At 71.1% G+C, this 25,195-nt stretch carries 28 protein-coding genes; 14 read left to right on the top strand and 14 right to left on the bottom strand.

Translation table 11 applies throughout. The features are described from left to right. Positions 1–76: 76 nt before the first annotated feature. From Aut01nite_RS25180 to Aut01nite_RS25170, 3 genes are all read right to left on the bottom strand, one after another. Complete coding sequence (locus Aut01nite_RS25180; protein WP_052163185.1) at positions 77–376, bottom strand: hypothetical protein; 300 nt, start codon at positions 374–376, stop codon at positions 77–79. 49 nt (positions 377–425) lie between these two features. Further along, a complete protein-coding gene (locus tag Aut01nite_RS25175; protein ID WP_043522423.1) occupies positions 426–2,309 on the bottom strand; it encodes a propionyl-CoA synthetase in 1,884 nt (627 codons plus the stop codon). A 100-nt stretch (positions 2,310–2,409) separates the two neighbouring features. Next, entirely contained in the window at positions 2,410–3,012 is a 603-nt protein-coding gene (locus Aut01nite_RS25170; RefSeq protein ID WP_043522422.1) for a TetR/AcrR family transcriptional regulator, read from the bottom strand. A gap of 139 nt (positions 3,013–3,151) precedes the next feature. On the opposite strand from Aut01nite_RS25170, the gene Aut01nite_RS25165 reads away from it, so the two are divergent. From Aut01nite_RS25165 to Aut01nite_RS25135, 7 genes are all read left to right on the top strand, one after another. Beyond that, positions 3,152–4,315, top strand: coding sequence for an acyl-CoA dehydrogenase family protein (locus Aut01nite_RS25165; RefSeq protein WP_043522421.1), 1,164 nt, complete (start codon positions 3,152–3,154; stop codon positions 4,313–4,315). Positions 4,316–4,444: 129 nt separating this feature from the next. Next, a complete protein-coding gene (locus Aut01nite_RS25160; protein ID WP_043522420.1) occupies positions 4,445–5,515 on the top strand; it encodes a CaiB/BaiF CoA transferase family protein in 1,071 nt (356 codons plus the stop codon). A gap of 258 nt (positions 5,516–5,773) precedes the next feature. Further along, positions 5,774–6,442 (top strand): SUKH-4 family immunity protein, encoded by a 669-nt coding sequence (locus Aut01nite_RS25155; RefSeq protein ID WP_052163183.1) that lies wholly within the window; start codon positions 5,774–5,776, stop codon positions 6,440–6,442. Beyond that, positions 6,442–6,930 (top strand): SUKH-3 domain-containing protein, encoded by a 489-nt coding sequence (locus Aut01nite_RS25150; RefSeq protein ID WP_043522419.1) that lies wholly within the window; start codon positions 6,442–6,444, stop codon positions 6,928–6,930. The genes Aut01nite_RS25155 and Aut01nite_RS25150 overlap by 1 nt, the downstream gene beginning before the upstream one ends. Before the next feature lie 187 nt (positions 6,931–7,117). Beyond that, positions 7,118–7,456, top strand: a complete 339-nt coding sequence (locus Aut01nite_RS25145) for an ArsR/SmtB family transcription factor (protein WP_043522418.1) — start codon at positions 7,118–7,120, stop codon at positions 7,454–7,456. Between the two features lies 1 nt (position 7,457). Next, positions 7,458–8,105, top strand: coding sequence for a dihydrofolate reductase family protein (locus Aut01nite_RS25140; RefSeq protein ID WP_043522417.1), 648 nt, complete (start codon positions 7,458–7,460; stop codon positions 8,103–8,105). 9 nt (positions 8,106–8,114) lie between these two features. After that, complete coding sequence (locus Aut01nite_RS25135; protein WP_043522416.1) at positions 8,115–8,576, top strand: SRPBCC domain-containing protein; 462 nt, start codon at positions 8,115–8,117, stop codon at positions 8,574–8,576. Between the two features lie 69 nt (positions 8,577–8,645). Here the strand turns inward: Aut01nite_RS25135 and Aut01nite_RS25130 are convergent, their stop codons facing one another. From Aut01nite_RS25130 to Aut01nite_RS25110, 5 genes are all read right to left on the bottom strand, one after another. After that, entirely contained in the window at positions 8,646–9,974 is a 1,329-nt protein-coding gene (locus Aut01nite_RS25130) for a cellulase family glycosylhydrolase (RefSeq protein ID WP_043522415.1), read from the bottom strand. A 120-nt stretch (positions 9,975–10,094) separates the two neighbouring features. Then, entirely contained in the window at positions 10,095–11,138 is a 1,044-nt protein-coding gene (locus Aut01nite_RS25125; protein ID WP_052163182.1) for a GGDEF domain-containing protein, read from the bottom strand. A 92-nt stretch (positions 11,139–11,230) separates the two neighbouring features. Continuing rightward, positions 11,231–12,790 (bottom strand): methyl-accepting chemotaxis protein, encoded by a 1,560-nt coding sequence (locus Aut01nite_RS25120; RefSeq protein WP_043522413.1) that lies wholly within the window; start codon positions 12,788–12,790, stop codon positions 11,231–11,233. A 101-nt stretch (positions 12,791–12,891) separates the two neighbouring features. After that, positions 12,892–13,245 (bottom strand): UBP-type zinc finger domain-containing protein, encoded by a 354-nt coding sequence (locus Aut01nite_RS25115; RefSeq protein ID WP_043522412.1) that lies wholly within the window; start codon positions 13,243–13,245, stop codon positions 12,892–12,894. Between the two features lie 13 nt (positions 13,246–13,258). Next, positions 13,259–13,636 carry a winged helix-turn-helix transcriptional regulator gene (locus Aut01nite_RS25110; RefSeq protein ID WP_043522411.1) on the bottom strand — a complete coding sequence of 126 codons (378 nt, stop codon included), beginning with the start codon at positions 13,634–13,636 and terminating at the stop codon, positions 13,259–13,261. A 131-nt stretch (positions 13,637–13,767) separates the two neighbouring features. On the opposite strand from Aut01nite_RS25110, the gene Aut01nite_RS25105 reads away from it, so the two are divergent. Continuing rightward, complete coding sequence (locus Aut01nite_RS25105) at positions 13,768–14,622, top strand: SDR family oxidoreductase (protein ID WP_043522410.1); 855 nt, start codon at positions 13,768–13,770, stop codon at positions 14,620–14,622. A gap of 19 nt (positions 14,623–14,641) precedes the next feature. On the opposite strand, the gene Aut01nite_RS25100 is transcribed toward Aut01nite_RS25105, so the two are convergent. Further along, the gene (locus Aut01nite_RS25100) at positions 14,642–15,112 is read right to left on the bottom strand and encodes an aminoacyl-tRNA deacylase (RefSeq protein ID WP_236642511.1); all 471 of its coding nucleotides are present in this window, start codon (positions 15,110–15,112) and stop codon (positions 14,642–14,644) included. A 15-nt stretch (positions 15,113–15,127) separates the two neighbouring features. Here Aut01nite_RS25100 and Aut01nite_RS25095 point away from each other — a divergent pair, with 15 nt between their 5' ends. After that, positions 15,128–15,502: a DUF427 domain-containing protein gene (locus Aut01nite_RS25095; RefSeq protein ID WP_043522409.1), complete on the top strand. Its 375-nt coding sequence runs from the start codon at positions 15,128–15,130 to the stop codon at positions 15,500–15,502. Here Aut01nite_RS25095 and Aut01nite_RS25090 read toward each other — a convergent pair. Further along, complete coding sequence (locus Aut01nite_RS25090) at positions 15,451–16,473, bottom strand: TIGR03617 family F420-dependent LLM class oxidoreductase (RefSeq protein WP_236642510.1); 1,023 nt, start codon at positions 16,471–16,473, stop codon at positions 15,451–15,453. The two genes, Aut01nite_RS25095 and Aut01nite_RS25090, sit on opposite strands and share 52 nt — an antisense overlap. A gap of 57 nt (positions 16,474–16,530) precedes the next feature. Between Aut01nite_RS25090 and Aut01nite_RS25085 the strand changes: the two genes are divergently transcribed. Continuing rightward, on the top strand, positions 16,531–17,346 hold the full coding sequence (locus Aut01nite_RS25085; RefSeq protein WP_043522407.1) for a MerR family transcriptional regulator: 816 nt from the start codon (positions 16,531–16,533) through the stop codon (positions 17,344–17,346). Here Aut01nite_RS25085 and Aut01nite_RS25080 read toward each other — a convergent pair. Beyond that, a complete protein-coding gene (locus Aut01nite_RS25080; RefSeq protein ID WP_043522406.1) occupies positions 17,333–18,169 on the bottom strand; it encodes a P1 family peptidase in 837 nt (278 codons plus the stop codon). The genes Aut01nite_RS25085 and Aut01nite_RS25080 overlap by 14 nt on opposite strands. A gap of 93 nt (positions 18,170–18,262) precedes the next feature. On the opposite strand from Aut01nite_RS25080, the gene Aut01nite_RS25075 reads away from it, so the two are divergent. Then, a complete protein-coding gene (locus Aut01nite_RS25075) occupies positions 18,263–20,311 on the top strand; it encodes a catalase (RefSeq protein WP_043522405.1) in 2,049 nt (682 codons plus the stop codon). Positions 20,312–20,457: 146 nt separating this feature from the next. Here the strand turns inward: Aut01nite_RS25075 and Aut01nite_RS25070 are convergent, their stop codons facing one another. Then, positions 20,458–20,646 (bottom strand): hypothetical protein, encoded by a 189-nt coding sequence (locus Aut01nite_RS25070; RefSeq protein ID WP_043522403.1) that lies wholly within the window; start codon positions 20,644–20,646, stop codon positions 20,458–20,460. Positions 20,647–20,723: 77 nt separating this feature from the next. On the opposite strand from Aut01nite_RS25070, the gene Aut01nite_RS25065 reads away from it, so the two are divergent. Continuing rightward, on the top strand, positions 20,724–21,005 hold the full coding sequence (locus Aut01nite_RS25065) for a hypothetical protein (RefSeq protein ID WP_043522402.1): 282 nt from the start codon (positions 20,724–20,726) through the stop codon (positions 21,003–21,005). A gap of 48 nt (positions 21,006–21,053) precedes the next feature. Here Aut01nite_RS25065 and Aut01nite_RS25060 read toward each other — a convergent pair whose 3' ends face one another. Next, on the bottom strand, positions 21,054–21,539 hold the full coding sequence (locus Aut01nite_RS25060) for an Hsp20/alpha crystallin family protein (RefSeq protein WP_043522555.1): 486 nt from the start codon (positions 21,537–21,539) through the stop codon (positions 21,054–21,056). Between the two features lie 137 nt (positions 21,540–21,676). Then, the gene (locus Aut01nite_RS25055) at positions 21,677–22,618 is read right to left on the bottom strand and encodes a formylglycine-generating enzyme family protein (protein WP_052163180.1); all 942 of its coding nucleotides are present in this window, start codon (positions 22,616–22,618) and stop codon (positions 21,677–21,679) included. Positions 22,619–23,031: 413 nt separating this feature from the next. Here Aut01nite_RS25055 and Aut01nite_RS25050 point away from each other — a divergent pair, with 413 nt between their 5' ends. Both Aut01nite_RS25050 and Aut01nite_RS25045 read left to right on the top strand, forming a co-directional pair. Beyond that, positions 23,032–23,256: a hypothetical protein gene (locus Aut01nite_RS25050; RefSeq protein WP_236642507.1), complete on the top strand. Its 225-nt coding sequence runs from the start codon at positions 23,032–23,034 to the stop codon at positions 23,254–23,256. A gap of 546 nt (positions 23,257–23,802) precedes the next feature. Further along, positions 23,803–24,684, top strand: a complete 882-nt coding sequence (locus Aut01nite_RS25045) for an LLM class F420-dependent oxidoreductase (protein ID WP_043522550.1) — start codon at positions 23,803–23,805, stop codon at positions 24,682–24,684. Positions 24,685–25,195: the final 511 nt, after the last annotated feature.

Here is a 25,195-nt window from a genome sequence, read left to right as displayed (position 1 = left end):
TCGGCCGGCGGCTCCTCCCCCGCCACGGTCACCGCGGTCAGCGGCACCCGGACCGACCGGTCCGCCTCCCGCCACGTCAGCCCCAGCGGATCCCCGGCGAGCAGCCGCGCCGGGCCGCCTCCCGGGTCCACCGCTCACGCAGCGGCCGGGCGAACCCCTCCAGGGTGTCGTCCTCCGCCCGGCCGGCCGGCGCCTGATCGCCGCGCGTCCAGACCGCGAACGGCAGGGCGGCCGGCGCGACCAGGGCGCCGACCACGCCGGCGCCCTTGTCCAGCAGGTCCTGCGACTCCGCCGAACGAGCGAGAAACGCCATGATCGCCAGCAGCACGGCCCCGAGGACCACCGCCGTCCCGAGGAATCGCGACCGTGGATTCATGGGCGCATCCTGCCCTACCCCGACACGTCACTCCGCTGTGGACACGCGGTCAGCGCGGTGAGCGAAGCACCGGGCGCAGAGCCTCCAGGACGGCCGGGTTCTCGATGGTGGCGGGCACCGGCTCCGCACGGCCGTCGGCGATGCCGCGCATCGTGCCGCGCAGGATCTTGCCGGACCGGGTCTTCGGCAGGGCGTCGATCACGTCGACGCGGCGCAGCGAGGCGACCGGGCCGATCCGGTCGCGTACCCACGCCACCAGCTCCGACCGCAACCGGACCGGATCGTCCGCGACGTCGTTCCTCAGCACCACGAAACCGCGCGGCACCTGTCCCTTGAGCGGGTCGTCCACCCCGATGACCGCGCATTCGGCGACGGCCGGATGGGCGGCCAGAACCTCCTCCATCGCCCCTGTCGACAGCCGGTGCCCGGCCACGTTGATCACGTCGTCGGTGCGGCCCAGCACGTACAGATAGCCGTCGGCGTCGAACGCCCCGCCGTCACCGGTCAGATAGTTGCCCGGGAACTGCGACAGGTAGGAACGCACGTACCGCTCGTCGTCACGCCACAGCGTCGGCAGACAGCCCGGCGGCAACGGCAGGCCGAGCACGATCGCGCCCTCCGCCTCGGGGGCCACGTCGGTGCCGTCCGGGGCGACGACCCGGACCCGGTAGCCGGGCATCGGCACCGACGGCGAGCCGGGGCGGGTGGGCAGCGGCTCCAGGCCGCGTGGGCTGGCCGCGATCGGCCAGCCGGTCTCGGTCTGCCACCAGTTGTCGACCACCGGGACGCCGAGCAGGTTCTGCGCCCACAGGTACGTCTGCGTGTCGAGCCGCTCCCCCGCCAGGAACAGGGTCCGCAGGCCGCTCACGTCGTACCCGGCCAGGAGGTGGCCGTCCGGGTCCTCCTTGCGGATCGCCCGGATCGCGGTCGGCGCGGTGAACATCGCGGCCACCCGGTGCTCGGCGACGACCCGCCAGAACGCCCCGGCGTCCGGGGTGCCGACCGGTTTGCCCTCGTACAGGATCGTGGTGGCGCCGGTGAGCAGCGGACCGTACACGATGTACGAATGCCCGACCACCCATCCCACGTCGGAGGCGGCCCAGAAGACCTCGCCCGCCCGTACCCCGAAGATGTTCTCCATCGACCATCGCAAGGCGACCGCATGCCCGCCGTTGTCGCGGACCACGCCCTTGGGCCGGCCGGTCGTCCCGGACGTGTACAGGATGTAGAGCGGGTCGGTCGCCGCCACCGGCACGCAGTCCGCCGGTTGCGCGCCGTCGATCGCGTCCGCCCAGCTCAGGTCCCGGCCGGGCACCAGTTCGGCGGGCGCTTGCGGCCGTTGCAGGATCACGCAGTGCGACGGCGCGTGGGCCGATTCGGCGAGCGCGGCCGCCAGCATCGGCTGGTACGGCACGACCCGGCCGGCCTCGATGCCGCAGGAGCCGGCCACGATCACCCGGGGTCGCGCGTCGTCGATGCGCGCCGCCAGCTCCCGCGGGCCGAACCCGCCGAACACCACCGAGTGGACCGCGCCGAGCCGTGCGCACGCCAGCATCGCGACGACCGCCTCCGGAACCATCGCCATGTAGATCACCACCCGGTCGCCGCGTTCCACCCCGAGGCGGCGCAGCGCCCCGGCGAAGACGGCCACCTCGTCGCGCAGTTCGCGGTAGGTCCAGGTGCGGGCGGTGCCGGTCACCGGGCTGTCGTGGATCAGCGCGGGCTGGTCGCCGCGACCACTGTGGACATGCCGGTCCAGGGCGTTGTGACAGGTGTTGAGGGTGGCGCCGGGAAACCACCGGAAGATCGGGGCCTCGGAGTCGTCGAGGATCCGGTCCGGCGGCCTGATCCAGTCGACGGCCCCGGCCGCGTCCCGCCAGAAGCCGGCGGGGTCGGTGACACTGCGCTCGTACGCCTCCCGGTATGCACCCATGGTCCGACGCTGCCCCCGCGTTCACACCTTGTCCAGCATCCTAGGAGGCTAGGGCCAATCCGGGACCGGACCGTCCACGTGCCGGACGGTCCGGTCCCGGTCAGGCTTGCGGGAACACTCGTTCCACCATCGTCACCAGGGTGGTCGCCAGCAGGGCGTGCACCTGGTCGCGGGTCAGCACGCCACGTTGCAGCCACTCCTGCGCCGTGTAGATCGCCAGCCCCACGTATGACCGGGCCATGCCTCGCAACGCGGGAGTCGCCGATTCCCGCATCCCCACCGCGCGCAGAATCCCGTCCGCCGCGCCGTCGACCGCCTCAGCGATCACCCGGTCCACATCCGCATCACCGGCCATCCCGCCGGCCCCGATCGCCGCCAGCCAGGAGGTGCTGTGGCGGGACACCACGTCGAGGAAGTAACCGACGATGGAGTCGGCACGTTCGGGCAGTTCGCCCTGGTCCAGCTGCTCATACGCGACTTCGGGCACGGTGAGCATCACGCGGACGACTTCGAGGTACAGATCCTTCTTCGTACCGAAATAGTGGTTCACCAGGCCGCGCGCCACCCCCGCGTCCCGGGCCACGTCCGTGGTGGACACCTCGGCGTACGGTTTCGCCCCGAACAGGCGGATCGCCACCGACAGGATCTGCTCGCGCCGGGCGTCCGGTTCCAGTCGGCGCCGGCGCACGGACTCGACACTCACCTGCGAAACCTTACGGCACGTCGATCCATCGGCCGACGAGATGGGCATTTGTCGATACGTCCATCGCGTGGACAGATGAATCGCGGCAATTCATAACGCGCTTGTTGACACATCGCCAATAGTGTTCGATGGTGTGTCGATGCCGACCCCTGGACTGGACGGTTACGTCGAACCGTGGCGCAAGCCGGAACACGACGACCTGGCCGAGCTCGCCCGCACCTTCTTCACCAAGGAGGTGCTGCCGCACGCCGAGCGTCTGGAACGGCAGGGCCACCCCGATCGGGCGCACTACCGCCGGGCCGGCGAGCTCGGCCTGCTCGGCCTCTCCATCCCCGAGGAGTACGGCGGAGGCGGCGGCGACTTCACCCACGAAGCCGTGCTGTTGCACGAACAGACGCTGGCCGGCGAGGGTAGCCTCGGGATCGCCGTGCACAGCGGCATCGTCACCGGCTACCTCAACGAGTACGGCACCGAGGAGCAGAAGCGGCGCTGGCTGCCCGGCCTGGTCGGCGGCGAGCTGATCGGCGCGATCGCGATGACCGAGCCGGACGGCGGCTCCGACCTCCAGTCGATCCGCACGAAAGCCGTCCGCGACGGCGACGACTACGTGATCAACGGTTCGAAGACGTTCATCACCAACGGAATCCTTGCGGACCTGTTGGTCCTCGCCGTCAAGACCGACGCGTCCGCACGCGCCCACGGCATGTCACTGATCGTCTGCGAGCTGGCCGGCGACCCCGCCGGGTTCCGCCGTGGCCGCCGGATCGAGAAGATCGGCCTGCACTCCAACGACACCGCCGAGTTGTTCTTCGACGACTTCCGGGTGCCGGCCGCCAACCTGCTCGGCGCCGAGGGCGCCGGATTCATCCAGATGATGCGGCAGCTGCCCCAGGAGCGCCTGGTCATCGGCGTCGGCGCGGTCGCCGCCATGCAGCGGGCCCTCGAGATGGCCGTGTCGTACGCCAAGGAGCGCACCGCCTTCGGCAAGCCCCTGCTCGGCCACCAGAACACCCGCATGGTCCTGGCCGACGTCGCCACCCGGACCCGGGCGTCCCGGATCTTCCTGGACGACTGCATCCAGCGGCACGCCCGTGGTGAGCTGGACGTGGCCACCGCCGCGATGGCCAAGCTCTACCTCACCGAGGGCCAGTGCGAGGTCGTCGACCGCTGCCTGCAGATCTTCGGCGGCTACGGCTACACCACCGAGTACCCGATCTCGAAGATGTACGCGGACGCCCGGGTCCAGAAGATCTACGGCGGCACCAACGAGATCATGAAGGAGTTGATCTCCCGTGTCCTCTGACGTTCTCGCCCGCGATCTTGGACGATTCACCCCCGTTTCCGATGGTCGATCCCCCAAGATCGCGCAAGAGCGGGCGGGCGAGCCTGCCGGTGGACGGGCGGCCGGCCGCGCCGATGGCCGGGGTGGCGCATGAGCGCGCTCGCCGGGATCCGGGTCGTCGAGCTCGCCGGACTCGCCCCGGCCCCGTTCGGCTGCATGGTCCTCGCCGACCTGGGCGCCGACGTCGTCCTGGTGGACCGCCCCGGCGGCACCGGACCGACCGGTCCGCTGCAGCGCGGCCGCCGCCGGGTCACCCTCGACCTCAAGTCGGAGTCCGGCAAGGCCGACCTGCTCAGCCTGATCACCCGGGCCGACGTCCTGGTCGAGGGTTACCGCCCCGGCGTCGCCGAACGTCTCGGCTTCGGCCCCGCCGACTGCGAGAGGATCAACCCCCGTCTGGTGTACGCCCGGATGACCGGCTGGGGTCAGGACGGCCCCCTGGCCGCCGCCGCCGGACACGACATCGACTACATCGCCATCGCCGGCGCCCTGGAACCCCTGGGCCGCCCCGGCGAACGCCCACACGCCCCGATCAACCTGCTCGGCGACTTCGCCGGCGGCGGCATGCTCCTCGCCGTCGGCGTCCTGGCCGCCCTCCTCGAACGCGCGACGTCCGGCCGCGGCCAGGTCGTCGACGCCGCCATGGTCGACGGCTCGTCCCTGCTGATGACCTTCCTGCACGGCTTCCTCGCCGACGGGAGATGGCCGGGCGGCCGCGGCCAGAACCTGCTCGACGGCGGCGCCCCGTTCTACGACACCTATCAGGCCTCCGACGGCGGCTATCTGGCCGTCGGCTCCCTGGAGCCGCAGTTCTACGCCGCACTGCTCAAGGGTCTCGGCCTGGACGACGACCCGGACCTGCCCGGCCAGTTCGACGCCGCCGGGTGGCCGGAACTGCGCCGCCGTTTCGCCGAGCGCTTCGCCCTCCGTACCCGCGACGAATGGGCCTCGATCTTCGACGGCCTCGACGCCTGCGTGAGCCCGGTCCTCTCCCTCGCGGAAGCCCCGTCGCACCCGCACAACCAGGCCCGCGGCGCCTTCATCGAGGTGGACGGCGTGACTCAGCCCGCCCCGGCCCCGCGCCTGCAGCGAACCCCCGCCGCCACGCCCACGGCCGTCCGGCGCGCGACGGTCGCCGAGGTCCTCGACACCTGGTCCTGACCTCCGTCGACGGGCAGCTCTCGCCCATGCGGACGGAGCCGCCCGTCGAGGGCGGGATGGAATGGCGGGCCGGTGAAGTCGGGATGCGGTGGCGCTCTCGACTTCACCGGCCGAGGGCTGCGAACAACGCGGGGATGGGCGGGGCGCGTCGTCACCGATGTTGCCATGGGAGCGCTCCCAACACAATGGGACCTGCTACGTCGAAGTGCATCGCGATCGATCGAAGGGGCGGTGGATGAGCCTCGTTAAAGTGAGATCATGTCGACGCTCACCCGATCCGACGCCGAGGAACGCGCCCGGCGCTGGGTCGCGGCGGCGGCGCCCGGCGCGGAGCCCGTCCTGTTCGAGTTCGAGCTGGGCTGGGTGATCTCCGCCCGCTTCCCCGCCGCCGAGCGCCACTGGGTGGCCGGCATGGTGCTCGACCGGCGGACGGGCGAGCTGGTCGTCGGTGGCACGCTGCCGCCGCCCGACATCGCCGCATGGTATTCGCGGGACTTCCGGCCGCCGCCCCGGCCCACCCCGCAGGTGCCGGAGCCCCGATCGTTCCCCGCCACGATGAGCCGGCTGACGATCGGCGACCGCTACTGGGTGGCGCGGAGCCGGCGCTCGGACACCGGCCGGCCGCTGCACCCGGCGGTGTCCACGTTCTTCCAGGCGATTCCGGCTCACTACCGCGAGCGTGGCGGTGAGCGCAGCGCCGAGGCGGCGGTCTTCTCGGAGTTCTTCTGGGCCGAGGAGACCGCCCGCGTCGAGAACGGCGAGCCTCCGCCGACGCCGGCCGAGATGCGGAAGCTGGTCCGGGGCGCCCGGCTGGAGACCTTCCGGATCCGCGAGGACGGTGACCCGCTCAGCGGCACGACCGTACGCCCCGGTCTGCCGGTCCTGCTGTTCCTGGACTATCTCGGTCTGCCACCGGGAGGAGAGTGATGCAGCGATTCCCCGACCGGGTGGCGGCCGTGCTGCGTGACGCCGGCTGGACCGAGGGCCGCCACGTTCCGGAACTGGCGGCTGCGGCGATCCGGACGGTGTGCGCCCACACCGCAGCCGACGGCACGCGGCACACGCCGTTTCCCGCAGCCGAGCGGGCGCTCAACGAATTCGCGGGCCTCTACGTCGATCAGGACGGTGCGGGTGTCGCGCTGCGGCGAAGCCCTTTCGCGCTGGACCCGGTGATGGCGATGCCGACCGCCGAGACCCTCGCCGCCTTCGCCCGGGCACTCGGCGCACCCCTCTTCCCACTCGGTGTGGAGGGCGCCGACGACGCCATCCTGGCGATCGACGAACAGGGCCGCGTCTTCGCACTCGACGCCGGCGGCGAGTGGCACCTGGGCGACAACCTCGACGCGGCCCTCACCACGCTGATCACCGGCGCCGCGCCACCGCGCGTCGGCGACGACGGCACCTGGCGGCTCTGAACCCACCTGTGGCCGGGCTCCGCATTCAGCTTCCGCCCTTTCCCCGGTACGCGTAACCGGCCACTCGCCGGATCCGCGCCGTCCCACGCGACGCGGCCACCCGGCCCAGGGTGCGGACCTCGCCCGCAGAGATCGCTATCGAGTGAGCCGGTTGACCGGAAGCCGCCCGGCTAGAATAGTAAGGCGTGTGCCTAAGTATCACGACGAGATCGACGCCGTGCTCCGCGCACTCGCGGATCCGACGCGCAGGGCCGTCGTGGAACGGCTGGCGAGATCCCCGGCCGTCGTGTCCGAACTCGCGGCGCCGTTCTCGATGGCCCTGCCGTCGCTCATGCAGCACCTGCGCGTCCTCGAGAACGCGGGACTGGTCACGTCGCAGAAGCAGGGACGCGTCCGCACCGTGAGCTTGCGACCCGGCGCCTTCGACGTCCTGCACCTGTGGCTCGACGAGCAACGAACCCCCGCGGAACGCCATGCCGATCGGCTCGGCATCCACCTGACCCGGACCACACCGAAGGACACCTGACATGACCCGCGTTCGCATCGACATGTTCGCCTCGCTGGACGGCTACGCCTCGACGACCGGCGGCACCGCCGACAATCCGATGGGAGAGGACTGGGGACGCCTCACGGCTGCCTACGCCGCGACTCGTACGTTCCACGAGCGTGTCCTCGGCGACACCACCGGCGCCGGCACGACCGGCATCGACGACTCTCACGCCGCCGCGCACTTCGACGGCATCGGCGCCGAGATCATGGGCGCGGCCATGTTCGGCCTGCACGCGTTCCCTGACGACCCGGATTGGAAGGGCTGGTGGGGTGACCAGCCGCCGTTCGGGACCCCGGTCTACGTCCTCACCCACACCGCACCGCGCCCGCCGATCCCGATGCAGGGCGGAACGACGTTCCACTTCCGTGACACCACGGTCGAGGACGTGCTCGCGGAGGCGACCGAGGCCGCCGGCGGCTCGGACGTACGCGTCGGCGGCGGCGTCAGCACCGCCCGGGCCTTCCTGCGCGCCGGCCTGGTGGACCACCTGCACGTCATGATCGCCCCCATCCTGCTCGGCCGGGGCACCCGGCTGTGGGACGACCTGCGCGGCCTCGAGCACACCCACAAGGTGACGACGGAAGTGGCCGAGAGCGGCACGATCCACGTCACCTTCACGCGATAGGACGCACCGATGACGATCGAACGCCGACTCGCCCACGCCGGGTTCACTCTGACCCGCGACTACCCCCATCCACTCGAGCGCGTCTGGGATTCGTTCGCCGAGGAGCGGCAGAAGCGGGCCTGGTGGGGCGCCGGTGACGCCGTCGAGCCCAGCGAGTGGGCCTCCGACTTCCGCGTCGGCGGACGCGACATCGCCGAGGGCAGATTCCACGGCGGCCCGGTCTCGCGCTACGAGGCCACCTACACCGACATCGTCGAACACGTCCGCATCGTCACGACGTACGACATGTGGCTCGACGGGATCCACATGTCGACCTCGGTGGCGTCGCTCGAGTTCGAGCCGATCGACGAGGGCACCCGGTTCACGCACGTCGAGCACGGCGTCTTCTTCGACCGGTTCTGGGCCGACGGGCCGAACCGCGAGAAGGGCAGCCGGGGCCTGCTCGATGCTCTGGGCACCTATCTCGCGTGACGCACGGCCGCCGAGCGTGGTGAGTCGCGGCGGGACGGTCCGCCGCGACTCACCACGCGAGAAGAACGGTCAGCCGGCGGTGCAGGTCGGGGTGGGGATGCTGTTGGCGCCGGTCCAGGAACCGAGGAAACCGAAGCTGGTGGAGGCGCCGGCGGCCAGGGTGCCGTTCCAGGCGGCGTTGCGGGCGGTGACCGTGGTTCCGCCGCTGGTGACGGTGGCGCCCCAGGCGTTGGAGACGGTCTGGCCGTTGGCGTAGGTCCAGGTCACGGTCCAGTTCTTGACCGCCGAGGAGCCGGCGGTGACCTTCACGTCGCCCTGGAAGCCGCCCGGCCACTGGCCGGTGACCGCGTAGGTGGCCGTGCAGGCGCCGGCCGGAGTGGACGGGCTCGTCGAGGGCGAGCTGGGCGACCCGCTGGGCTGGGCGCCGAAGATGGTGGCCTCCCGGCTGGTGGCGCGGATGCCGTTGGGGCCGTTGATGATCCGCTCGCCCCAGGTGGTCAGCGACGCGGCGTCGAAGTTGTTCGTCATGTCCAGGATCGGGTCGGTGTTGCCGGCCCAGGACCAGCCGAGGTACCCGATGCCGCGGGCCTGCGCCTCGGCCAGGATGGTCTGGTCGTCGACCTGGCTCGCGTCGAACCGCCAACCGAACTCGCCGATCACCAGCGGCCAGCCGTTGGCCTGGAAGGTGTCCAGGTACGAGCGGATCGACGCGGCCGTGTTGAACACCGAGTACATGTGGATCGACAGCACGGTGTTGTCCTGCGTGTCGGCGTCGAGCACGGTCTGCGCGTTGTCGCGCATCACGTACTGCCAGTCCTGGCCCCAGTTCGGCGCGTCGATCATCAGCAGGTGCTCGAAGCCGTTGGCGCGCATCTTCTGGATGGCGGCGACGGTCGCGGCGGTCCACTGGCCGGCGTTCGTGTTGCCGATCGGCTCGTTGCCGATGTTGATGACGACGTGGTTCTCCTGGCCGGTGAGCACGCTCTTCAGGCCGATCCAGTAGTCGGCGGCCTGGTCCAGGCTGTAGGCGGCGGCGTCCTCCCCGTACCCGGTGGTGTCGTGGTTCTCCAGGACGCAGATGAGCCGGTTCTGCTTGCAGAGGGCGATCACGTTCGTCACGTCGGCGGCGGTGTTGGCGGTCCAGCGCCCGCCGCTGAGCACCACCCGGACCGTGTTGGCGCCGGTCGCCTTGATGTCGGCGAACGAGCCGGTCTGCCCGGCGTACCAGGTGTGCATGTGGTTGATGCCGCGCATGATCAGGGTGTTGCCGTTGGCCTCGACGATGTTGCGGCCCTCGATGTGCAGGCCGGCGGCGGCGTACGCGGGACGGACGAACATCAGCGCGGATGCGGTGAGGGTGATGAGGACGGCGGCGATCGTGGCCAGTCTTCTCTTCATGACCTGCCTCTTCAAGGGGAGATGGACAGCGTGCATCGACGCGTTCCACCCCGCCCGGGCAGCCCCTTCCGCGAAACCTACCCCTCCGCGGCAATCATGGCAATCGATCGGCTCGCGAGCTCAGGCGGCCACCGATCGCCCCCGCTTGTCGCGGTACATGCCCGCGTCGGCCTCGGCGCTCAGCGTGTCGAGGGTGGCCCCGCTCCCGGCTTCCCGGTGTGCCGTGCCGACGCTGACACCGACGGTCACCTCACGGCCGCCGATGTCGATCGGCCGGCGGACGGCGGCGCGGATCCGGTCGGCGACCGGGTCGAGCGCGTCCGCGGCGGTCTCCGGCAGGAGCACCAGGAATTCGTCTCCGCCGATCCGCCCGGCCAGCTCGTCCGGGCCGAGGACGGCGGTGAGGCGGGCGCCGACCTCGTGCAGCAGACGGTCGCCGGCGGCATGCCCGTACGTGTCGTTCACCTGTTTGAACCCGTTGAGGTCGAGCAGCAGCACGCCGAGAGGCCGGCCGGCGCGCTCGTCGGCGTAGGTCGCGAGCTGTGCCCGGTTCGGCAGTCCGGTGAGCCCGTCGTGAGTGGCCTGGTGCTGCAGCGCCCGCCGGGTCCGGTTGAGGTCCTTGAGGTGCCGGTCCAGCGACGACGACTGGGTCCCGGTGATGATCGCGATCATGAAGTTGACGCCGGCCACGAACGTCAGGTCGTGCGAATCCGGCACGAGCAGAGCGAAGCCGAGCGAGGTGGCGATGAAGACCAGCATGGCGCCGAGGAGCTGGTGCCGCAGCGCGGCCACCGCCACGGCCAGGGCGAAGAGGGGCCAGGCCGCCGTGGCGCCGACCCCGGAGGCGAGCACCACGGTGCCCAGCATCGTCGCGGTGTCGAGGGTGACCTGGGCCGCGCTGAGCCGCTTGTACCACTGCGCGCCCGGCTTGCGGCGGCTGACGAGCGAGAAGACGTTGGCGACGGCCATCGCGGCGATCCCCGCGTAGCAGGCCGCACGCAAGCCGCCGGCGGAGGCCATGCCGTCGCCGGCGACAGCCATACCGGTGAAGACCATCCCGAGGCTCCGGGAGATCAGGGACGCGGTCTCGATCGTGCGCCGCCGTTTGAGCAGCGCGTCGTCGTCGACCGGAGCGGCCCCGCGCCGGATCAGCAGCGTACGCATGAGTCCTCCATCGGCAGTAGTCCGCGAGTCTTGAGCGGAAACGGCGGAGGGGGCCGGCCGAGAGACTCGGCCGACCCCCTCCCATGGACGTCTCAGAACTTGAACGCGCCGACCAGGGTGCGCAGCTCCTCGGCGGTACGCGACACCTCGGTGCTGGCCTCGCGGGTCTGGTTGACCCCGCCGACGGTGGCGGCGCTGGCCGACGAGACGTCGCTGATGTTGGTGGCGATGCGCTGCGAACCGGCGGCGACCTCGGCGATGCTGCGGCTCATCTCGCCGGTGGTCGCGGTCTGCTCCTCCACCGCCGAGGCGATGGTGGTCTGGAAGTCGTTGATCTGGGCGATGACCTCGGAGATGCGGTTGATGACCTCGACCGCGCCGCCGGTGTCCTGCTGGATCGCGTTGACCCGGCTGCCGATGTCCTCGGTGGCGCGGGCGGTCTCCTGGGCGAGGTCCTTGACCTCGGAGGCGACGACGGCGAAGCCCTTGCCGGCGTCCCCGGCGCGCGCGGCCTCGATGGTGGCGTTGAGGGCGAGCAGGTTGGTCTGCTCGGCGATCGACGTGATCAGCTTGATGACGTTGCCGATCTCGGCGGACGACTCGCCGAGCTGGCGGATGGTGTCGGTGGCGCGGGCGGCCTCGGCCACCGCGATCGAGGCGACCTGCGCCGCGTCGGCCGCGTTCCGGGAGATCTCGCGGATGGACAGGCCCATCTCCTCGCTGCCGGCGGCGACGGTCTGCACGTTGCGGGAGATCTCGTCGGCCTCGATCGAGGCGGAGGTGCTCTGCCGGTCGGTGTTGTCGACGGCGGAGGCGATCTCGCCGGAGACGGCGGCCAGCTCGGTGGAGGCGGCGGCCAGGCTGTCGGCGTCGTGGGCGATGGTCTGCATCGACTCCCGGAGCTTGTCCAGCGAGCTGTCCAGGCCGGTGGCCATGACGCCGAGCTCGTCGCGGCTGGTGATGCCGCTGCGCACGGTGAGGTCACCCTTGGCGAGGGCGTCGATGACGGCGCCGAGCTTGCGGATCGGCCCGAGGATCGAGCGGACCATCGGTACGGCCATGCCGATCAGCAGGGTCATGCCGAGCACCGCGACGATGATCGCCGTGTTGCGGGTCGAGCTGACCGTGCTCGCCATGTGGTCCTTCTCCGCGGCGACGGCGGCGTCCACCTTCTCGCCGAGCGCGTCGAGCGCGTCGTCGGTCTTGTTGTTGCGCTCGGCGATCTCGTCGGTCCGGTTGATCACCGATTTGGGGTCGGCCACCCCGGCCGCGACGAAGTCGGTGATGAACGTGTTGAAGTCCTCGAAGTCCGGCCGGCTGCTCTGGAACTCCTGCAGCAGCGCGGTCGGCAGGCCGCAGGCGACGATCGCGTCGGCGGCGTCGACCGACGACTGCACGTCGTCGACGGCGTCGCCGCTCACGTCGTGGCCGAGGGCCGACCGGTAGGCGTCGACCTTGAGTTCGCTCTGCCGGTTGTTCAGGTGGTTGATGGCGGCTCGGCACGCCTCCAGGGCCCGCATCTCCTCGGCCTGGTCGCGGATGCTCGACTGGCCGATCAGGGTGATCGTGGCCATGGCACCGAGCGCGACCGCTCCGGTCGCGACGATGGCGCCCAGCCGTTTGGCGGTGCCTATGTTCTGTAACCCGCGCATCTGCCCTCCTTAGCATCCGACGTACGGACCATCGGGCGTGGCGCGGCTCACCTGAGGGCTGGAGTACAAGCCCTCATGTCCGACCTTTGCCGGTTCGACCGCTACCGGTGCAGACGCCGGGTCCAGTCGGCCGGGACGGAACCGGCCGGGCCGGGCGCGGGCTGGTCGGCGGGGTGGCTGGCCGGCGGGGCCAGCACCGGGCCGGAGCCGGCCTGCTCACTACGGTAGTCCCAGAACCAGTCCTCGCCGGGCTCGAACGACTGGATCACCGGGTGGCCGGTCTCCTTCCAGTGCGCGGTGGCGTGCTGGGAGGGCGAGCTGTCGCAGCAGCCGACGTGGCCGCACCGGGCGCAGCGGCGCAGGTGGAACCACCAGCCGCCGCCGGCGGTGCACTCCTGGCAGCCGGGGCCGGACGGCGGGACGTCGGTCTGGATGGGTGCGTCGCTGGTCGTCACGCCGGAGAACCTATCAACGGGCGCGGTCGTAGGCTTCCTGCGCCTGGCGGGCCGTGCCGATCTCGCCCTCGACCAGCTCGATCAGCTCGACGAGTTTGGCGGCGACGCGGGCACCGAGATCGGTCAGGCTGTACTCCACCCGGGGTGGGATGGTGGCCTGCACCTCACGCCGGACCAGCCCGTCGCGCTCGAGCGCCTGCAACGTCTGGGCCAGCATCTTCTCGCTGACCCCGTCGACCCGGCGGCGCAGCGCGTTGAACCGCAGCGAGCCCTCGTGCAGCGCGGCCAGCGCCAGGGTGCCCCAGCGGCCGGTGATGTCGGCGAGCACGCCGCGGGAGGCGCAGTCCCGCGCGAAGACGCTGGCGATGAGGTCGTCGTCCACACCACGCATCCTAGCAGCGCTGCGAGAAAGTTTGCGCTTTCTAAAAGTTAGTGCCATCCTTTCGGTAACCGCTTGAAGAAGCCCGAGCCAGCTCGAAGAAGTCCGAGCCCGCTCTAAGAAGTCTGAAACAGGGAGTCACCATGACCATCGCCGTCACCGGAGCCACCGGACACCTGGGCCGCCTCGTCGTGGACGCGCTGATCGCCCGCGGCACCGCGCCCGGCGAGATCGTCGCCGCCGTCCGGGACACCGCGAAGGCCGCCGGCCTGATCGCCCAGGGCGTGCAGGTGCGCGAGGCCGACTACGACCGCCCGGAGACCCTGGCCGCCGCGTTCGCCGGGGTGGACCGGCTGCTGCTGATCTCCGGCAACGCGGTCGGCCAGCGGATCCCGCAGCACACCGCCGTGATCGAGGCCGCCAAGGCCGCGGGCGTGGGCTTCCTGGCCTACACCAGCATCCTGCGGGCCGACACCTCACCGATCGGGCTCGCGCCGGAGCACTCGGCCACCGAGGAGCTGATCCGGGCGTCCGGGATCCCGTTCGCGCTGCTGCGCAACGGCTGGTACGTGGAGAACTACGCGGGCTCGTTCGGCCCGGCGATCAGCAGCGGCACGCTCTACGGCGCCGCCGGGGACGGCCGGATCGCCGCGGCGACCCGCGCCGACTTCGCCGAGGCCGCCGCGGTCGTCCTGATCAGCGGCGAGACCGGGGTGTACGAGCTGGCCGGCGACGAGCGGTTCACCCTGGCCGGCCTGGCCGCCGAGGTGGCCCGGCAGTCCGGCAACCCGGTGGCCTACCAGGATCTGCCGGGCGCCGACTACCAGGCGGCGCTGGCCGGCGCCGGGGTGCCGGAGGGCTTCGCGGCGCTGCTGGCCGACACCGACGTCAAGATCCGCGACGGGCACCTGGACGACGCGACCGGCACCCTGGCCCGCCTGATCGGCCGCCCGACCACCCCGCTGGCCGACGCGGTGGCCGCCGCCCTCAAGAACTAGCTCCCGCGGGGCCGACCACTCAGGGCTTGACGCCGGCGGGCTCGGTCACGTCGGCGAAGGAACCGTCCAGGGCGGCGACCGCCGCGTCGGCGCCGACCCGCAGCGCCACCCCGTGCTCGCCCGCGCCGAGACTGACCGTCCGGCCGCGCAGCGTCTCGTCGGCGATCACCGGCCACGGCCGGCGTGACCCGAACGGCGTGATGGTGCCCCGCTCGTACCCGGTGGCGTCGCGGGCGGTAGCCGCATCCGGCATCGACAGCCGGTTCACCCCGAGCAGGGCCCGCAGTTTCGGCCAGGAGATCGCCCGGTCGCCGGGGACGAGCACGAACAGGTAGTCGTCCTCGGCCCGGCGGACCACCAGGGTCTTCACCAGATCGCGGATCTCGACCCGGCGGGCGGCGGCGGCCTCGGCCACGCTGCTCACCGGGCCGTGCCGGATCACGTCGTGCTCGATCCCGCTGGCTTCGACGGCGTCGACGGCGGTCGTCACAGTAGGCTCCCTGATATGTCCAAGCCTCGATTGCAGCCCGGCCCGGACCATCCGATCACGATCACCCCGACCGGCGGAAGGGTGACGGTCACCGCCGGCGGGACGGTGGTGGCCGACACGGCGAACGCGCTCACCCTGCAGGAGGCGAGCTACCCCCCGGTGCAGTACATCCCGCTCGCCGACGTGGACCGGAGCCTGCTCACCCGCAGCGACAAGCAGACCTACTGCCCCTACAAGGGCGACGCCGGTTACTACTCCCTGCCGGGCGCCGCGGACGCGGTCTGGGAATACACCGATCCGTACGACGCCGTCGCCGGCATCCGCGGACATGTCGCCTTCTACCCCGACAAGGTGGAACTGCGGATCGCGGATCGCACGGCCGCCGGCTGATACCGATCCACCTCGTACGGCGTATAGAGCGAAATGCGATCAATCGTGCCCGCGAATCGATCCCGCAGCCCGGCGGCCACGGCCGCCGGGTCACCGGCCACCGCGAAGCACTCCAGCACGTCGTCGGTGATCGCGGCGGCCATCTCGTCCCACGATCCGCGCCGCGACAGCAGATTGAGCCGGTCCGCCAGCTCACCCCACCCGTGCAGCTCCAGCACCGGCCGGTAAGCGGGCGTCGACGCGTAGAACGCGATCTGCCCCCGGACCGCCCGTTCGGCCCGGGCCCGGTCCTCCGCGGTGGCGCCGAGCACCACCATCGGGCTCATCTCGATCCGGAATCCGTCCAGGTCACCGCCGCGCGCCTCGCGCAGCGCCGGGACTATGCGCTCCCGGAGATAGGTCGGGCTGGTCAGCGGGTGCACGAGCAGACCGTCGGCGGCCCGCCCGGCGGCCGCCACCATCCGCTCCCCCACCGCGGCGAGGTGCACCGCGGGGCTGCCGAACGGGTTGGGGCCCGGGTCGAAGAACTCGGTCATCAGCGTGTGCCGGTAGAACGTCCCCCGGAACATCAGCCGCTCCCCGGTGGCCCAGGCGTGCCAGATCGCCCGCAGCGCGGCCACGAACTCCTCCATCCGGGCGGCGGGCCGGCTCCACGGCATCGCGAAACGGCGTTCGATGTGCGGCCGCACCTGCGAGCCGAGCCCGAGCCGGAACCTGCCCTCGGAGATCAGTTGCAGGTCGTTGGCGAGCACCGCGACGGTCATCGGGTTGCGGGCGAACGCCACGGCGATCGCCGACTGCAGCGAGATCCGGGTGGTGGCCCGGGCGACCAGGGCGAGCGTGGTGAAGACGTCGTGCCTGGTCTCCGCCGCGTTGAAGCCGTCATATCCGACCTGTTCCGCCGACACGGCCGCGGCCTCGGCCGCCAGCGGTGTGGCCGCGACCGGCGCGGCGAAGTCGACAAGCATCATCCACGAATACCAGATCTTGACTCTGACACCGTGTCAGGCAGTGAACTCGGAGCCAACATGTTCGCCATCGGAGACTTCGCCCGTCACGGCCGCGTGTCGGTCCGCATGCTGCGTCACTACGACGCCATCGGGCTGCTGCGGCCGGCCCACGTCGACCCGGTCACTGGATACCGCCGTTACAGCGCCGCCCAGCTGGCCCGGCTCAACCGGATCATCGCCCTGAAGAACCTCGGGTTCACGCTGCAGCAGGTGCACGACATCGTCGCCGGCACGCTGAGCACCGAGGAGCTGCGGGGCATGCTGCGGCTGCGCCGGGCCGAGCTGGCGGCGGCGGTGACCGCGTCGGAGGCCCGGCTGGCGCAGGTCGAGGCGCGGCTCCGGGCCATCGAGAGTGAGGGACACATGCCCACCAACGAGGTCGTCATCAAGCGCATCCCGCCGGTCCGGGTCGCGGAGATCACCGCGGTCGCGGCCAGTTACGAGCCGGAGGACATCGGGCCGGTGATCGGCCCGCTCTACGACGAGCTGTGCCGGCGGATGGAGTCGGCAGGCGTCACACCGTCCGGTCCGGGAATCGCCTACTACGTGGACGCGCCGGAGGGCGGGGTCACCGTGCATGCCGCGATCGAGGTCGCCGCCGACCGGGGTTCAGGCGATCTCGAGGTACGGGACCTCCCGGTGATCGAGGAGGCGGCGACGATCGTGCACCACGGCCCGATGGAGGCGATCGTCCCGGTGGAGCAGGGTCTGGCCCGCTGGGTCGAAGCGAACGGGTACACCGCCCTGGGGTACGCCCGCGAGGTCAACCTGGAGTGCCCGGAGCGGAAGGAGGACTGGGTGACCGAGCTGCAGCTGCCGGTCAGGAAGGTCTGACCGCGGCCCGGATGGCGTCGGCCATGACCTCGGCGGTCACCGCCCGCAGCAGGTCGAGGTCGGCGCCGTCCACCTCGCCGGTGGCCAGGGCGACCACCGCGTCACCGTCGTAACGGGAGTGCGCCGGGTGCAGGGCCCGGGCGAATCCGGTGTGGCCGCTCTGCGCGAGCAGGTGGCAGTCGGCCTTGCTCAGCCGGGCGTCGGTGAGCACCACGGCGATCGTGGTGTTCTGCACCGGGAACGGCGCCCGCACCGACTCCACCGGGACGCTGTCCCCGGTCAGCACGTCACCCCACGCGTTGACCACGGCGATCGCCTCGACGGTCGCGGCGCCGACCCGGCCGGTGGCCCGGCCCACCCCGCCCGGTGACAGGACGCCGCGCCACTTGCCGACGGTGGCGCCGGTGCCCGCGCCGACCGCGCCGGTGCGGAACGGCTCCCCGCTCAGGGCCGCGAGCGCCGCGGCACGGCCCTCGGCGGCGCCGGGCGGTTCGGTCGCCACCGATCCGTCGAAGAGGGACATGCCGACGACGATCGGGACCGGCCCGAGGTCGGTCGGGAAGCCCTGGCCGCGTTCGCGTAGCAGTCGCATCACCCCGTCGCCGGCGGCCAGGCCGAACGCCGAGCCGCCGGACAGCACCACCGCGTCCACCCGGTCGACCAGGCGGCCCGGCTCGAGCAGGGCGAACTCGCGGGTGGCCGGGGCGCCGCCGCGCACCTCTCCGGACGCGACGGTGCCCGGCGGCGGCAGGATCACGGTGACGCCCGTCCCGTCGCCGGTCCAATGGCCGGCCCAGGCGGACAGCAGTTGCGGCGCGCTCATCGAGGAAAACCGTACCCGTGTCCCACGTTCTGCCGGGGGATGTCTGGGTAAGCACTCGGGTTGATCCCGATGTCACACAGAACGGAAAACCATATGGAGCCGACCGTTCCCAGCCCGAAGGTGAAGCAGGACGCCGAGAGCAGCCCGGTGAAGGAGTCGCTGGCAACGGTCCGCGGACTCCAGACCGGCGACCATCTGACCTCCGGCCAGGGCGTCCGTCTCCCGGACACCGATCACTCCCTGAAGGCCGGGCCGCGCGGGCCGGCGCTGCTGGAGGACTTCCACCTGCGCGAGAAGATCACCCACTTCGACCACGAGCGGATCCCGGAACGAGTGGTCCACGCCCGGGGCTCCGGCGCGTACGGCACGTTCACCTCGTACGGGACCGCGGCGTCCGTGACCAAGGCGCCGTTCCTGGCCGAGAAGGACCGGGAGACCGAGGTCTTCGTCCGGTTCTCCACCGTGCTCGGCTCGCGCGGATCCGCCGACACGGTGCGTGACACCCGCGGCTTCGCGACCAAGTTCTACACCCCCGAGGGCACGTTCGACCTGGTCGGCAACAACATGCCGGTGTTCTTCATCCAGGACGCGATCAAGTTCCCGGACCTGATCCACGCCGCGAAGTGGCACCCGGACCGGGAGATCCCGCAGGCGCAGACCGCGCACGACACGTTCTGGGACTTCGTGTCGCTGCACACCGAGGCCACCCACCACGTGATGTGGGCGATGTCGGACCGCGGCATCCCGCGCTCGTACCGGACCATGGAGGGCTTCGGCGTCCACACGTTCCGGCTGGTCAACGCCGAGAACGAGACGGTGCTGGTGAAGTTCCACTGGAAGCCGGTCGCCGGGGTGCACTCGCAGGCCTGGGAGGAGACCCAGATCACCGGCGGCGTCGACCCGGACTTCCACCGCCGCGACCTGGCCGACTCGATCGACGCGGGGCTGTTCTACGAGTACGAGCTGGGCATCCAGGTGATGCCGGACAGCGGCGACGAGACGTTCGAGGGCATCGACCTGCTCGACGCGACGAAGATCGTGCCGGAGGAGCTGGCGCCGGTGCAGCCGATCGGCAAGCTGGTGCTGAACCGGAACCCGGACAACTTCCACGCCGAGACCGAGCAGATCGCGTTCCACATGGGAAACCTGGTGCCGGGCATCGAGGTCACCAACGACCCACTGCTGCAGGGCCGGCTCTTCTCCTACCTGGACACCCAGCTCAGCCGCCTGGGCGGGCCGAACTTCACCCAGCTGCCGATCAACCGGCCGCACGCGCCGGTGAACGACAACTTCCGGGACGGCCTGCACCAGAGCGTCGTGCACCGGGGCATCGCGCCGTACCTGCCGAACAGCCTCGCCGGCGAGGAGGGCCCGGTCCCGGCCGGGCCGGAGAAGGGCGGGTACGTCCACCTGCCCAAGCCGGTCCTCGGCGACAAGGTGCGGGCCAACCCGGTCTCCTTCGCCGATCACTACACGCAGGCGGCGCTCTTCTACGCCAGCCTCAGCCCGATCGAGCAGGACCACATCGCGGAGGCGTTCACGTTCGAGCTGAGCAAGTGCTACGAGCAGGCGATCCGCGTACGCATGCTGTCCGTCCTGGCGAACGTGAACAGTGAGCTGACCGCGAAGGTCGCCGCGGGCCTGGGTCTGCCGGCTCCCGAAGGGAAGCCGCCGGTCACGGTGACGCCGTCGCCGGCGCTGGCGCAGATCACCGACCGGGTGTGGCCGATCGCCGGCCGGGTCGTCGGCATCATCGGCACGCCGGACAAGCAGGCGGAGGCGCTGCAGAAGGCGCTGAAAGCCCAGGGCGTGGTGGTACGGGTGATCGCGCCGGTCGGCGGCCCCGGTGTGGAACGCACGTTCCAGACCGCCCGGTCCGTGGAGTTCGACGCGGTGATCGCCGCGACCGCCACCACCGACCTCCAGATGACGGTGCTGCTGCAGGAGGCGTTCCGCCACCTCAAGCCGATCGGCGTGTGGGGCAAGGGCGAGCAGCTGCTGGCCAACGCCGGCATCGACCTGAAGGCCCCGGGCATCCTGCCGGACCCGGACGCGGAGACCCTGGCCGCCGCGCTCGGCCGGCACCGGGTGTGGGAGCGGGTGCCGCTGCTCAAGCCGGCCGCATCGTCCGCCGGTTCCTGATACCCGGCGTTTCGACCAGGGCGGTGCTCAGCCGGACGCCGGCTGAGCACCGCCCTGTCGGCTGTCTCAGTGCCGGATGCGGGCCAGGGCCAGCTCGGCGGCTGCCTCAGTGCCGGATGCGCGCCAGGGCCAGCCCGGCGGCTGCCTCAGTGCCGGATGCGGGCCAGGGCCAGCCCGGCGAGGCTGCAGAACGCGGTGAGCCAGGCGAGCGGCAGCACGGCGAACACGGCGATGCCGAGGATTCCGGCCGGCGAAACGTTAAGGGCCAGCAGAGCGGCGCCGATGAAGACGAGCACGGCGACGGCGGCCACCTGGAGGAAGGTGCGGCTGGGCAAGGCGGGCTCCGGAGAGTTCAGAGGGAGCCGCAACCATGCCTCGTCCCCGCGATCCGCGGCAACAGCCGCATCGGCCGATGATCTCCACCGTCCGGCCGACGATCATTCCCTCCATCGATGATCTCCGTGTCAATGATCACCATGAAGATTCATGGACGTCTTTCTCCGGCATTCGCGGGCCGAACACCTTCGCGAAGGCGGGCGTGAACCTCACCCTGGCGGACAACTGGGTCACCTACCAGTCCTACGGCGGCAACCGCGCGATCTCCTGGTACCGCCATCCGAGCAACGGCCGCTACCTGAAGTTCAACCCCTACCCCATGGAGTACGGCGCCATCAGCGGCTGCGGTTACGCCTGAGTCACGGCGTCGTGGCGCGGCGGCACCCACCGCGCCACGACGTGCACGTCACTTCACGACGCTTGCCGACTCCGTCGTGTCGCCCTCGATGGTGGCCGGCTCGGACGTGGTGAGCGCCGGGGCGCGGCCGGTGGCGATCTCGATGCGGCGCGGCCGGGCGGCCTCGGCGACCGGAATCGTCACGGTCAGCACGCCGTCCTGCCAGGTGGCGTCGATCTTCGCCAGGTCCAGGCCGTCGCCGAGGGTGATGCGGCGCTCGAAGGCGCCGGTCAGCCGCTCGCGGCGCACCCACTGGACGTCCGCGTCGGTGCGGGCGGTGCGCTCGGCCTTGATGGTGAGGACCCGTCCGTCCACGTCCACGGAGACCGAGCCCGGGTCGATGCCGGCGAGGTCGCAGTGCAGGACGAAGTGGTCACCGGACCGGTACAGGTCCATCGGCATCGCCACGGCGGCGGCGCCGCTGACGCCGGGGGTGCCCAGCATCTGACCGGCCAGGCGGTCGAACTCGCGGAAAGGATCGAAAGTCAGCACCACGATCAACCTCCTCGATGCGGCCGCCGGGCTCTCCGGCGGCACGTGGCGCTCGGCTGACAATTCTCGCCGAGGTGGCTAGGTCGGATCGATCTGCACCAGATCTCTGACCAGCGCCTACGAGTTATTTTTTAGCACTGTCACCGACCGAGTGCCAGCCCCTCGCCAAGATTTTCAGCGACCGTACGGAAGCCGGTGTTGCCGGTCGACGAATCGGGCGTGTTGGACGAGCGGGCGGCGTTGCGGTAGCGGTTGCAGTATGAGTCGTGGCAGAGGTAAGAGCCACCACGGATCACCTTCGCCGCGCCCTCGGCGGGCCCGCGCGGGTCCTCCACGGGCGACTGGGCGTAGTAGGTGGGCGAGAACCAGTCGGCGACCCACTCCCACACGTTGCCGACCGGCTGCCACAGGCCGTACCCGTTCGGCTCGAAGGAACGGACCGGCGCCGTGGTGATCCAGCCGTCGGCACCGGTGTTGGCCAGCGGGAACTCGCCCTGCCAGATGTTCAGCGCATGCCTCTCGGCCGGCAGCTCGTCACCCCACGGATAACGCCGCGAGGGCAGGCCGCCACGGGCGGCGGCCTCCCACTCGGCCTCCGACGGCAGGCGCCGGTTCGCCCAGGCACAGTAGGCCCGCGCGTCGTCCCAGCTCACGTGCACGACCGGATGATCGTCGGCGGCGGTGTCGGACGGGCCGCCGGGGTGCGCCCAGTCCGCGCCCTCGACACCGAGCCACCACGGGGTGCCGTGCAGCCGGCCGGCGACCCGGTCCGGGTCGGTGAGGGCGAGATGGAAGACGGCGGACCAGCCGTAGCGCTCGGCGTCGGTGCGGAAGCCGGTGGCGTCCACGAACGCGCGGAAGTCGGCGACGGTCACCGAGGTGGCGTCGATCGTGAACGCGGGGACGCGTACCTCGTGAACGGGTCGCTCGCCGTCGCCCGGCACGCCGTCGCCGTGCGCGTCACCCATCGCATAGGTCTGGGCGGGCACCGCGACCTGCTCGATCGCGTGCACGCCCACGCCGGGGGCCGGCATGGGCGACACGGCGGACGATCGGCCGGACGACGGCGTACAGCAACTCATGGCCCATAGGGTAACTAGGATTTGCCGCCGGTCCCGGCCGGGGTGCGCCCGGCAGCCACCACGTCGCATGATCATGGAGGGCCCGGCCGTGGCCACGGAATGCGGCGCCGGCTCGCCCCGGCACGTCGCGGGCAGCGAGCGGCCGGCTTCGGTCAGAGCAGCATGTTGACGACGACGGTCAGCACGACCGACGCCAGGATCGAGATGAGCAGCATGCCGAGGCAACCCGCGCCGCCGCCGAGAAACCGGACTTCCATATTGCCGATACGCACGCCACTGGTCTACCCACCCGGCTCATCGCCACACCCCCACCCCGCCGACGGAAGTCGCGGCACGCCGACGACCGGAGAAGCCACACGGTGGATCCGCACGCCCGTGACAGCCGGCGCGGGCGGTGTGCGAAGGTGGCCGGCATGACACCTGATCAGCATGCGGTTCGCGCCGCGGAACTCGCCGCTGAAGCCGAACGCCTGTACCAGATCTGCCTGGTCGACTACCAGACCAACATCAACGAGGACGACCATTCGGACGAACCGCACGTCCCGAGCGCTGACCTGGCGATGCTCACCGCCACCACCCAGCTCGCTCAGGTGCACGCCACCCTCTCTCTGCGCGCGCCGACAGCCGCGAACGCCTGACGTCCACGGACGCGAGCGCCCACCGCCCCGGCGCCGGCCGGTGTCCCGGCCCGGCCGCGGATCACGTGTTCCGGCCGGGCCGGTGGCCTCACCGCCGGGTGGTGCGGCTCAGCGCCGGCGGAATCCGCTCAGATACCCGGAGCGGACGCCCGCGCCAGGGATTCCGCAGCGGCCGGCGGCTGCGGACAGAGGCAGAAACCTCGGTCGAGCAGGAGCCTGGCGCGGGCCGCCGTGTACTCCGCCCGGTCGCGCGCGGCCACCGGCCGGCCACAGGAGCCGCATACGCGGACACCGGCCGTCTCCGGGACCACCGCACCGGCGTGATGGACCATCTTCATGTTCATCGCAAGGCCTCCCTGCCGTACAGCGAGCTCATGGCGGTTCTGTAGTGCCCGAGACACGGCCCGTCAAAGCGGTTCCGGCTGTGACGAGCCACCCATCCGAGGTGAAGAGGGGCCGCGTCGGGGCAGCCGGCGTGACGACGTCCACAGACCCGGATGCGAGCGCCCGCGCGCGCTCCTCCCACTCGATCGGTAGGTTATGGCCATGAGCATTGGTTTCGGGGTTTTCGTGCCGCAGGGATGGCGGATGGACCTGGTCGAGATCGCCGACCCGGTCGAGCAGTACGAGGCGATGACGGCGGTGGCGAAGCTAGCCGACGCCGGGCCGTGGGATTCGGTATGGGTCTACGACCACTTCCACACCGTCCCCGAGCCCACCATCAACACCACCTTCGAGGCCTGGACGGTCAGCTCCACCCTGGCCCGGGACACCAGCCGGGTGAACATCGGCCAGATGGTCGGCTGCAACGGCTACCGGCATCCCGCCCTCTACGCCAAGATCGCGTCGACGGTGGACGTGGCCAGTCACGGGCGCCTCTACGCCGGCCTGGGCGCCGGATGGTACGAGCACGAGTGGAAGGCCTACGGTTACGAGTGGGCCGAGGTGCCGGAGCGGATGCGCGCCTTCCGGGAGGCCGTCCAGATCGTCCACAAGATGTGGACCGAGGAGCGCCCGGTCTTCGAGGGCAAGCACTACCACATCGACCAGCCGATCAACGAGCCGAAGGGCGTCCGTAAGCCGCACCCGTCGTTCTGGCTCGGCGGCGGCGGCGAGAAGGTCACCCTCAAGCTGGTCGCGCAGTACGCCGACGGCTCCAACTTCGGCAACGGCGACCCGGAGATCTTCCGGCAGAAGGCCGCCATCCTGCGCGACCACTGTGACAACCTGGGCCGCGACTACGACCGGATCAAGAAGTCGACCAGCTTCAACCTCGACCTCGAGACGTCCACCGCGGACAACATCGCCAAGCTGGAGAAGCTCGTCGAGGCCGGCGCGAACTACGTGATCGTCTACATCCCGCGGGTCGCCTACGACCACGAGCCGCTGCTGCGGTTCGCCGAGGAGATCATCCCGCAGTTCTCCTGACCCGGGATCGAACCCTTCGCGGGGTACGGCGCAAACCGCGACCCGGCACACGCGAGCCCTCGACGATCCGGCCGGATCGTCGAGGGCTCCCCCGTCTCCAGCGAGTTCGATACCGTCGCGTCCGGCTGGTTGTCAGTGCTGTCTCGATCGCCTTGGAGCCAGCACTGACAACCAGCCGGGCAAGATCCGCCGCAATCGGACGGACCCGTCGCTTCACGACATCGCCCGCTCCTCCACGCCACGACCCTCCACGCACCGACCGGCACGGGTTGCGTGGTGACGCGCGGCGCGATTTGAACGCAAGTCACGACGGACCTGCGCTATGGGGTTGCGTGGTGACCTACAGCGCTCGGATGTGCTGAGCCAGCACCGACCACCCGCCAAACAACATCCACGGCCAGCAGGACCGACCCATTCACGCGCGGGGCGGGGGCACGCGCGGGGCGGGGGCACGCGCGGGGCGGGGGCACGCGCGGGGCGGGGGCACGCGCGGGGCGGGGGCACGCGCGGG

This window comes from Actinoplanes utahensis (assembly GCF_016862455.1).
Lineage (GTDB): Bacteria > Actinomycetota > Actinomycetes > Mycobacteriales > Micromonosporaceae > Actinoplanes > Actinoplanes utahensis.
Note: the sequence above shows the minus strand (reverse complement) of the source record. Positions and strands in the feature narration are given on the sequence as shown.

Bases quoted from the DNA above. Each gene is read 5' to 3' on its own strand.
- Aut01nite_RS25180 (WP_052163185.1), bottom strand. From the start codon at position 376: ATGAATCCACGGTCGCGATTCCTCGGGACGGCGGTGGTCCTCGGGGCC.
- Aut01nite_RS25175 (WP_043522423.1), bottom strand. From the start codon at position 2,309: ATGGGTGCATACCGGGAGGCGTACGAGCGCAGTGTCACCGACCCCGCC.
- Aut01nite_RS25165 (WP_043522421.1), top strand. From the start codon at position 3,152: ATGCCGACCCCTGGACTGGACGGTTACGTCGAACCGTGGCGCAAGCCG.
- Aut01nite_RS25160 (WP_043522420.1), top strand. From the start codon at position 4,445: ATGAGCGCGCTCGCCGGGATCCGGGTCGTCGAGCTCGCCGGACTCGCC.
- Aut01nite_RS25155 (WP_052163183.1), top strand. From the start codon at position 5,774: ATGTCGACGCTCACCCGATCCGACGCCGAGGAACGCGCCCGGCGCTGG.
- Aut01nite_RS25150 (WP_043522419.1), top strand. From the start codon at position 6,442: ATGCAGCGATTCCCCGACCGGGTGGCGGCCGTGCTGCGTGACGCCGGC.
- Aut01nite_RS25140 (WP_043522417.1), top strand. From the start codon at position 7,458: ATGACCCGCGTTCGCATCGACATGTTCGCCTCGCTGGACGGCTACGCC.
- Aut01nite_RS25135 (WP_043522416.1), top strand. From the start codon at position 8,115: ATGACGATCGAACGCCGACTCGCCCACGCCGGGTTCACTCTGACCCGC.
- Aut01nite_RS25130 (WP_043522415.1), bottom strand. From the start codon at position 9,974: ATGAAGAGAAGACTGGCCACGATCGCCGCCGTCCTCATCACCCTCACC.
- Aut01nite_RS25125 (WP_052163182.1), bottom strand. From the start codon at position 11,138: ATGCGTACGCTGCTGATCCGGCGCGGGGCCGCTCCGGTCGACGACGAC.
- Aut01nite_RS25120 (WP_043522413.1), bottom strand. From the start codon at position 12,790: ATGCGCGGGTTACAGAACATAGGCACCGCCAAACGGCTGGGCGCCATC.
- Aut01nite_RS25110 (WP_043522411.1), bottom strand. From the start codon at position 13,636: ATGCGTGGTGTGGACGACGACCTCATCGCCAGCGTCTTCGCGCGGGAC.
- Aut01nite_RS25105 (WP_043522410.1), top strand. From the start codon at position 13,768: ATGACCATCGCCGTCACCGGAGCCACCGGACACCTGGGCCGCCTCGTC.
- Aut01nite_RS25095 (WP_043522409.1), top strand. From the start codon at position 15,128: ATGTCCAAGCCTCGATTGCAGCCCGGCCCGGACCATCCGATCACGATC.
- Aut01nite_RS25090 (WP_236642510.1), bottom strand. From the start codon at position 16,473: ATGATGCTTGTCGACTTCGCCGCGCCGGTCGCGGCCACACCGCTGGCG.
- Aut01nite_RS25085 (WP_043522407.1), top strand. From the start codon at position 16,531: ATGTTCGCCATCGGAGACTTCGCCCGTCACGGCCGCGTGTCGGTCCGC.
- Aut01nite_RS25080 (WP_043522406.1), bottom strand. From the start codon at position 18,169: ATGAGCGCGCCGCAACTGCTGTCCGCCTGGGCCGGCCATTGGACCGGC.
- Aut01nite_RS25075 (WP_043522405.1), top strand. From the start codon at position 18,263: ATGGAGCCGACCGTTCCCAGCCCGAAGGTGAAGCAGGACGCCGAGAGC.
- Aut01nite_RS25065 (WP_043522402.1), top strand. From the start codon at position 20,724: ATGATCTCCACCGTCCGGCCGACGATCATTCCCTCCATCGATGATCTC.
- Aut01nite_RS25055 (WP_052163180.1), bottom strand. From the start codon at position 22,618: ATGAGTTGCTGTACGCCGTCGTCCGGCCGATCGTCCGCCGTGTCGCCC.
- Aut01nite_RS25050 (WP_236642507.1), top strand. From the start codon at position 23,032: ATGACACCTGATCAGCATGCGGTTCGCGCCGCGGAACTCGCCGCTGAA.
- Aut01nite_RS25045 (WP_043522550.1), top strand. From the start codon at position 23,803: ATGAGCATTGGTTTCGGGGTTTTCGTGCCGCAGGGATGGCGGATGGAC.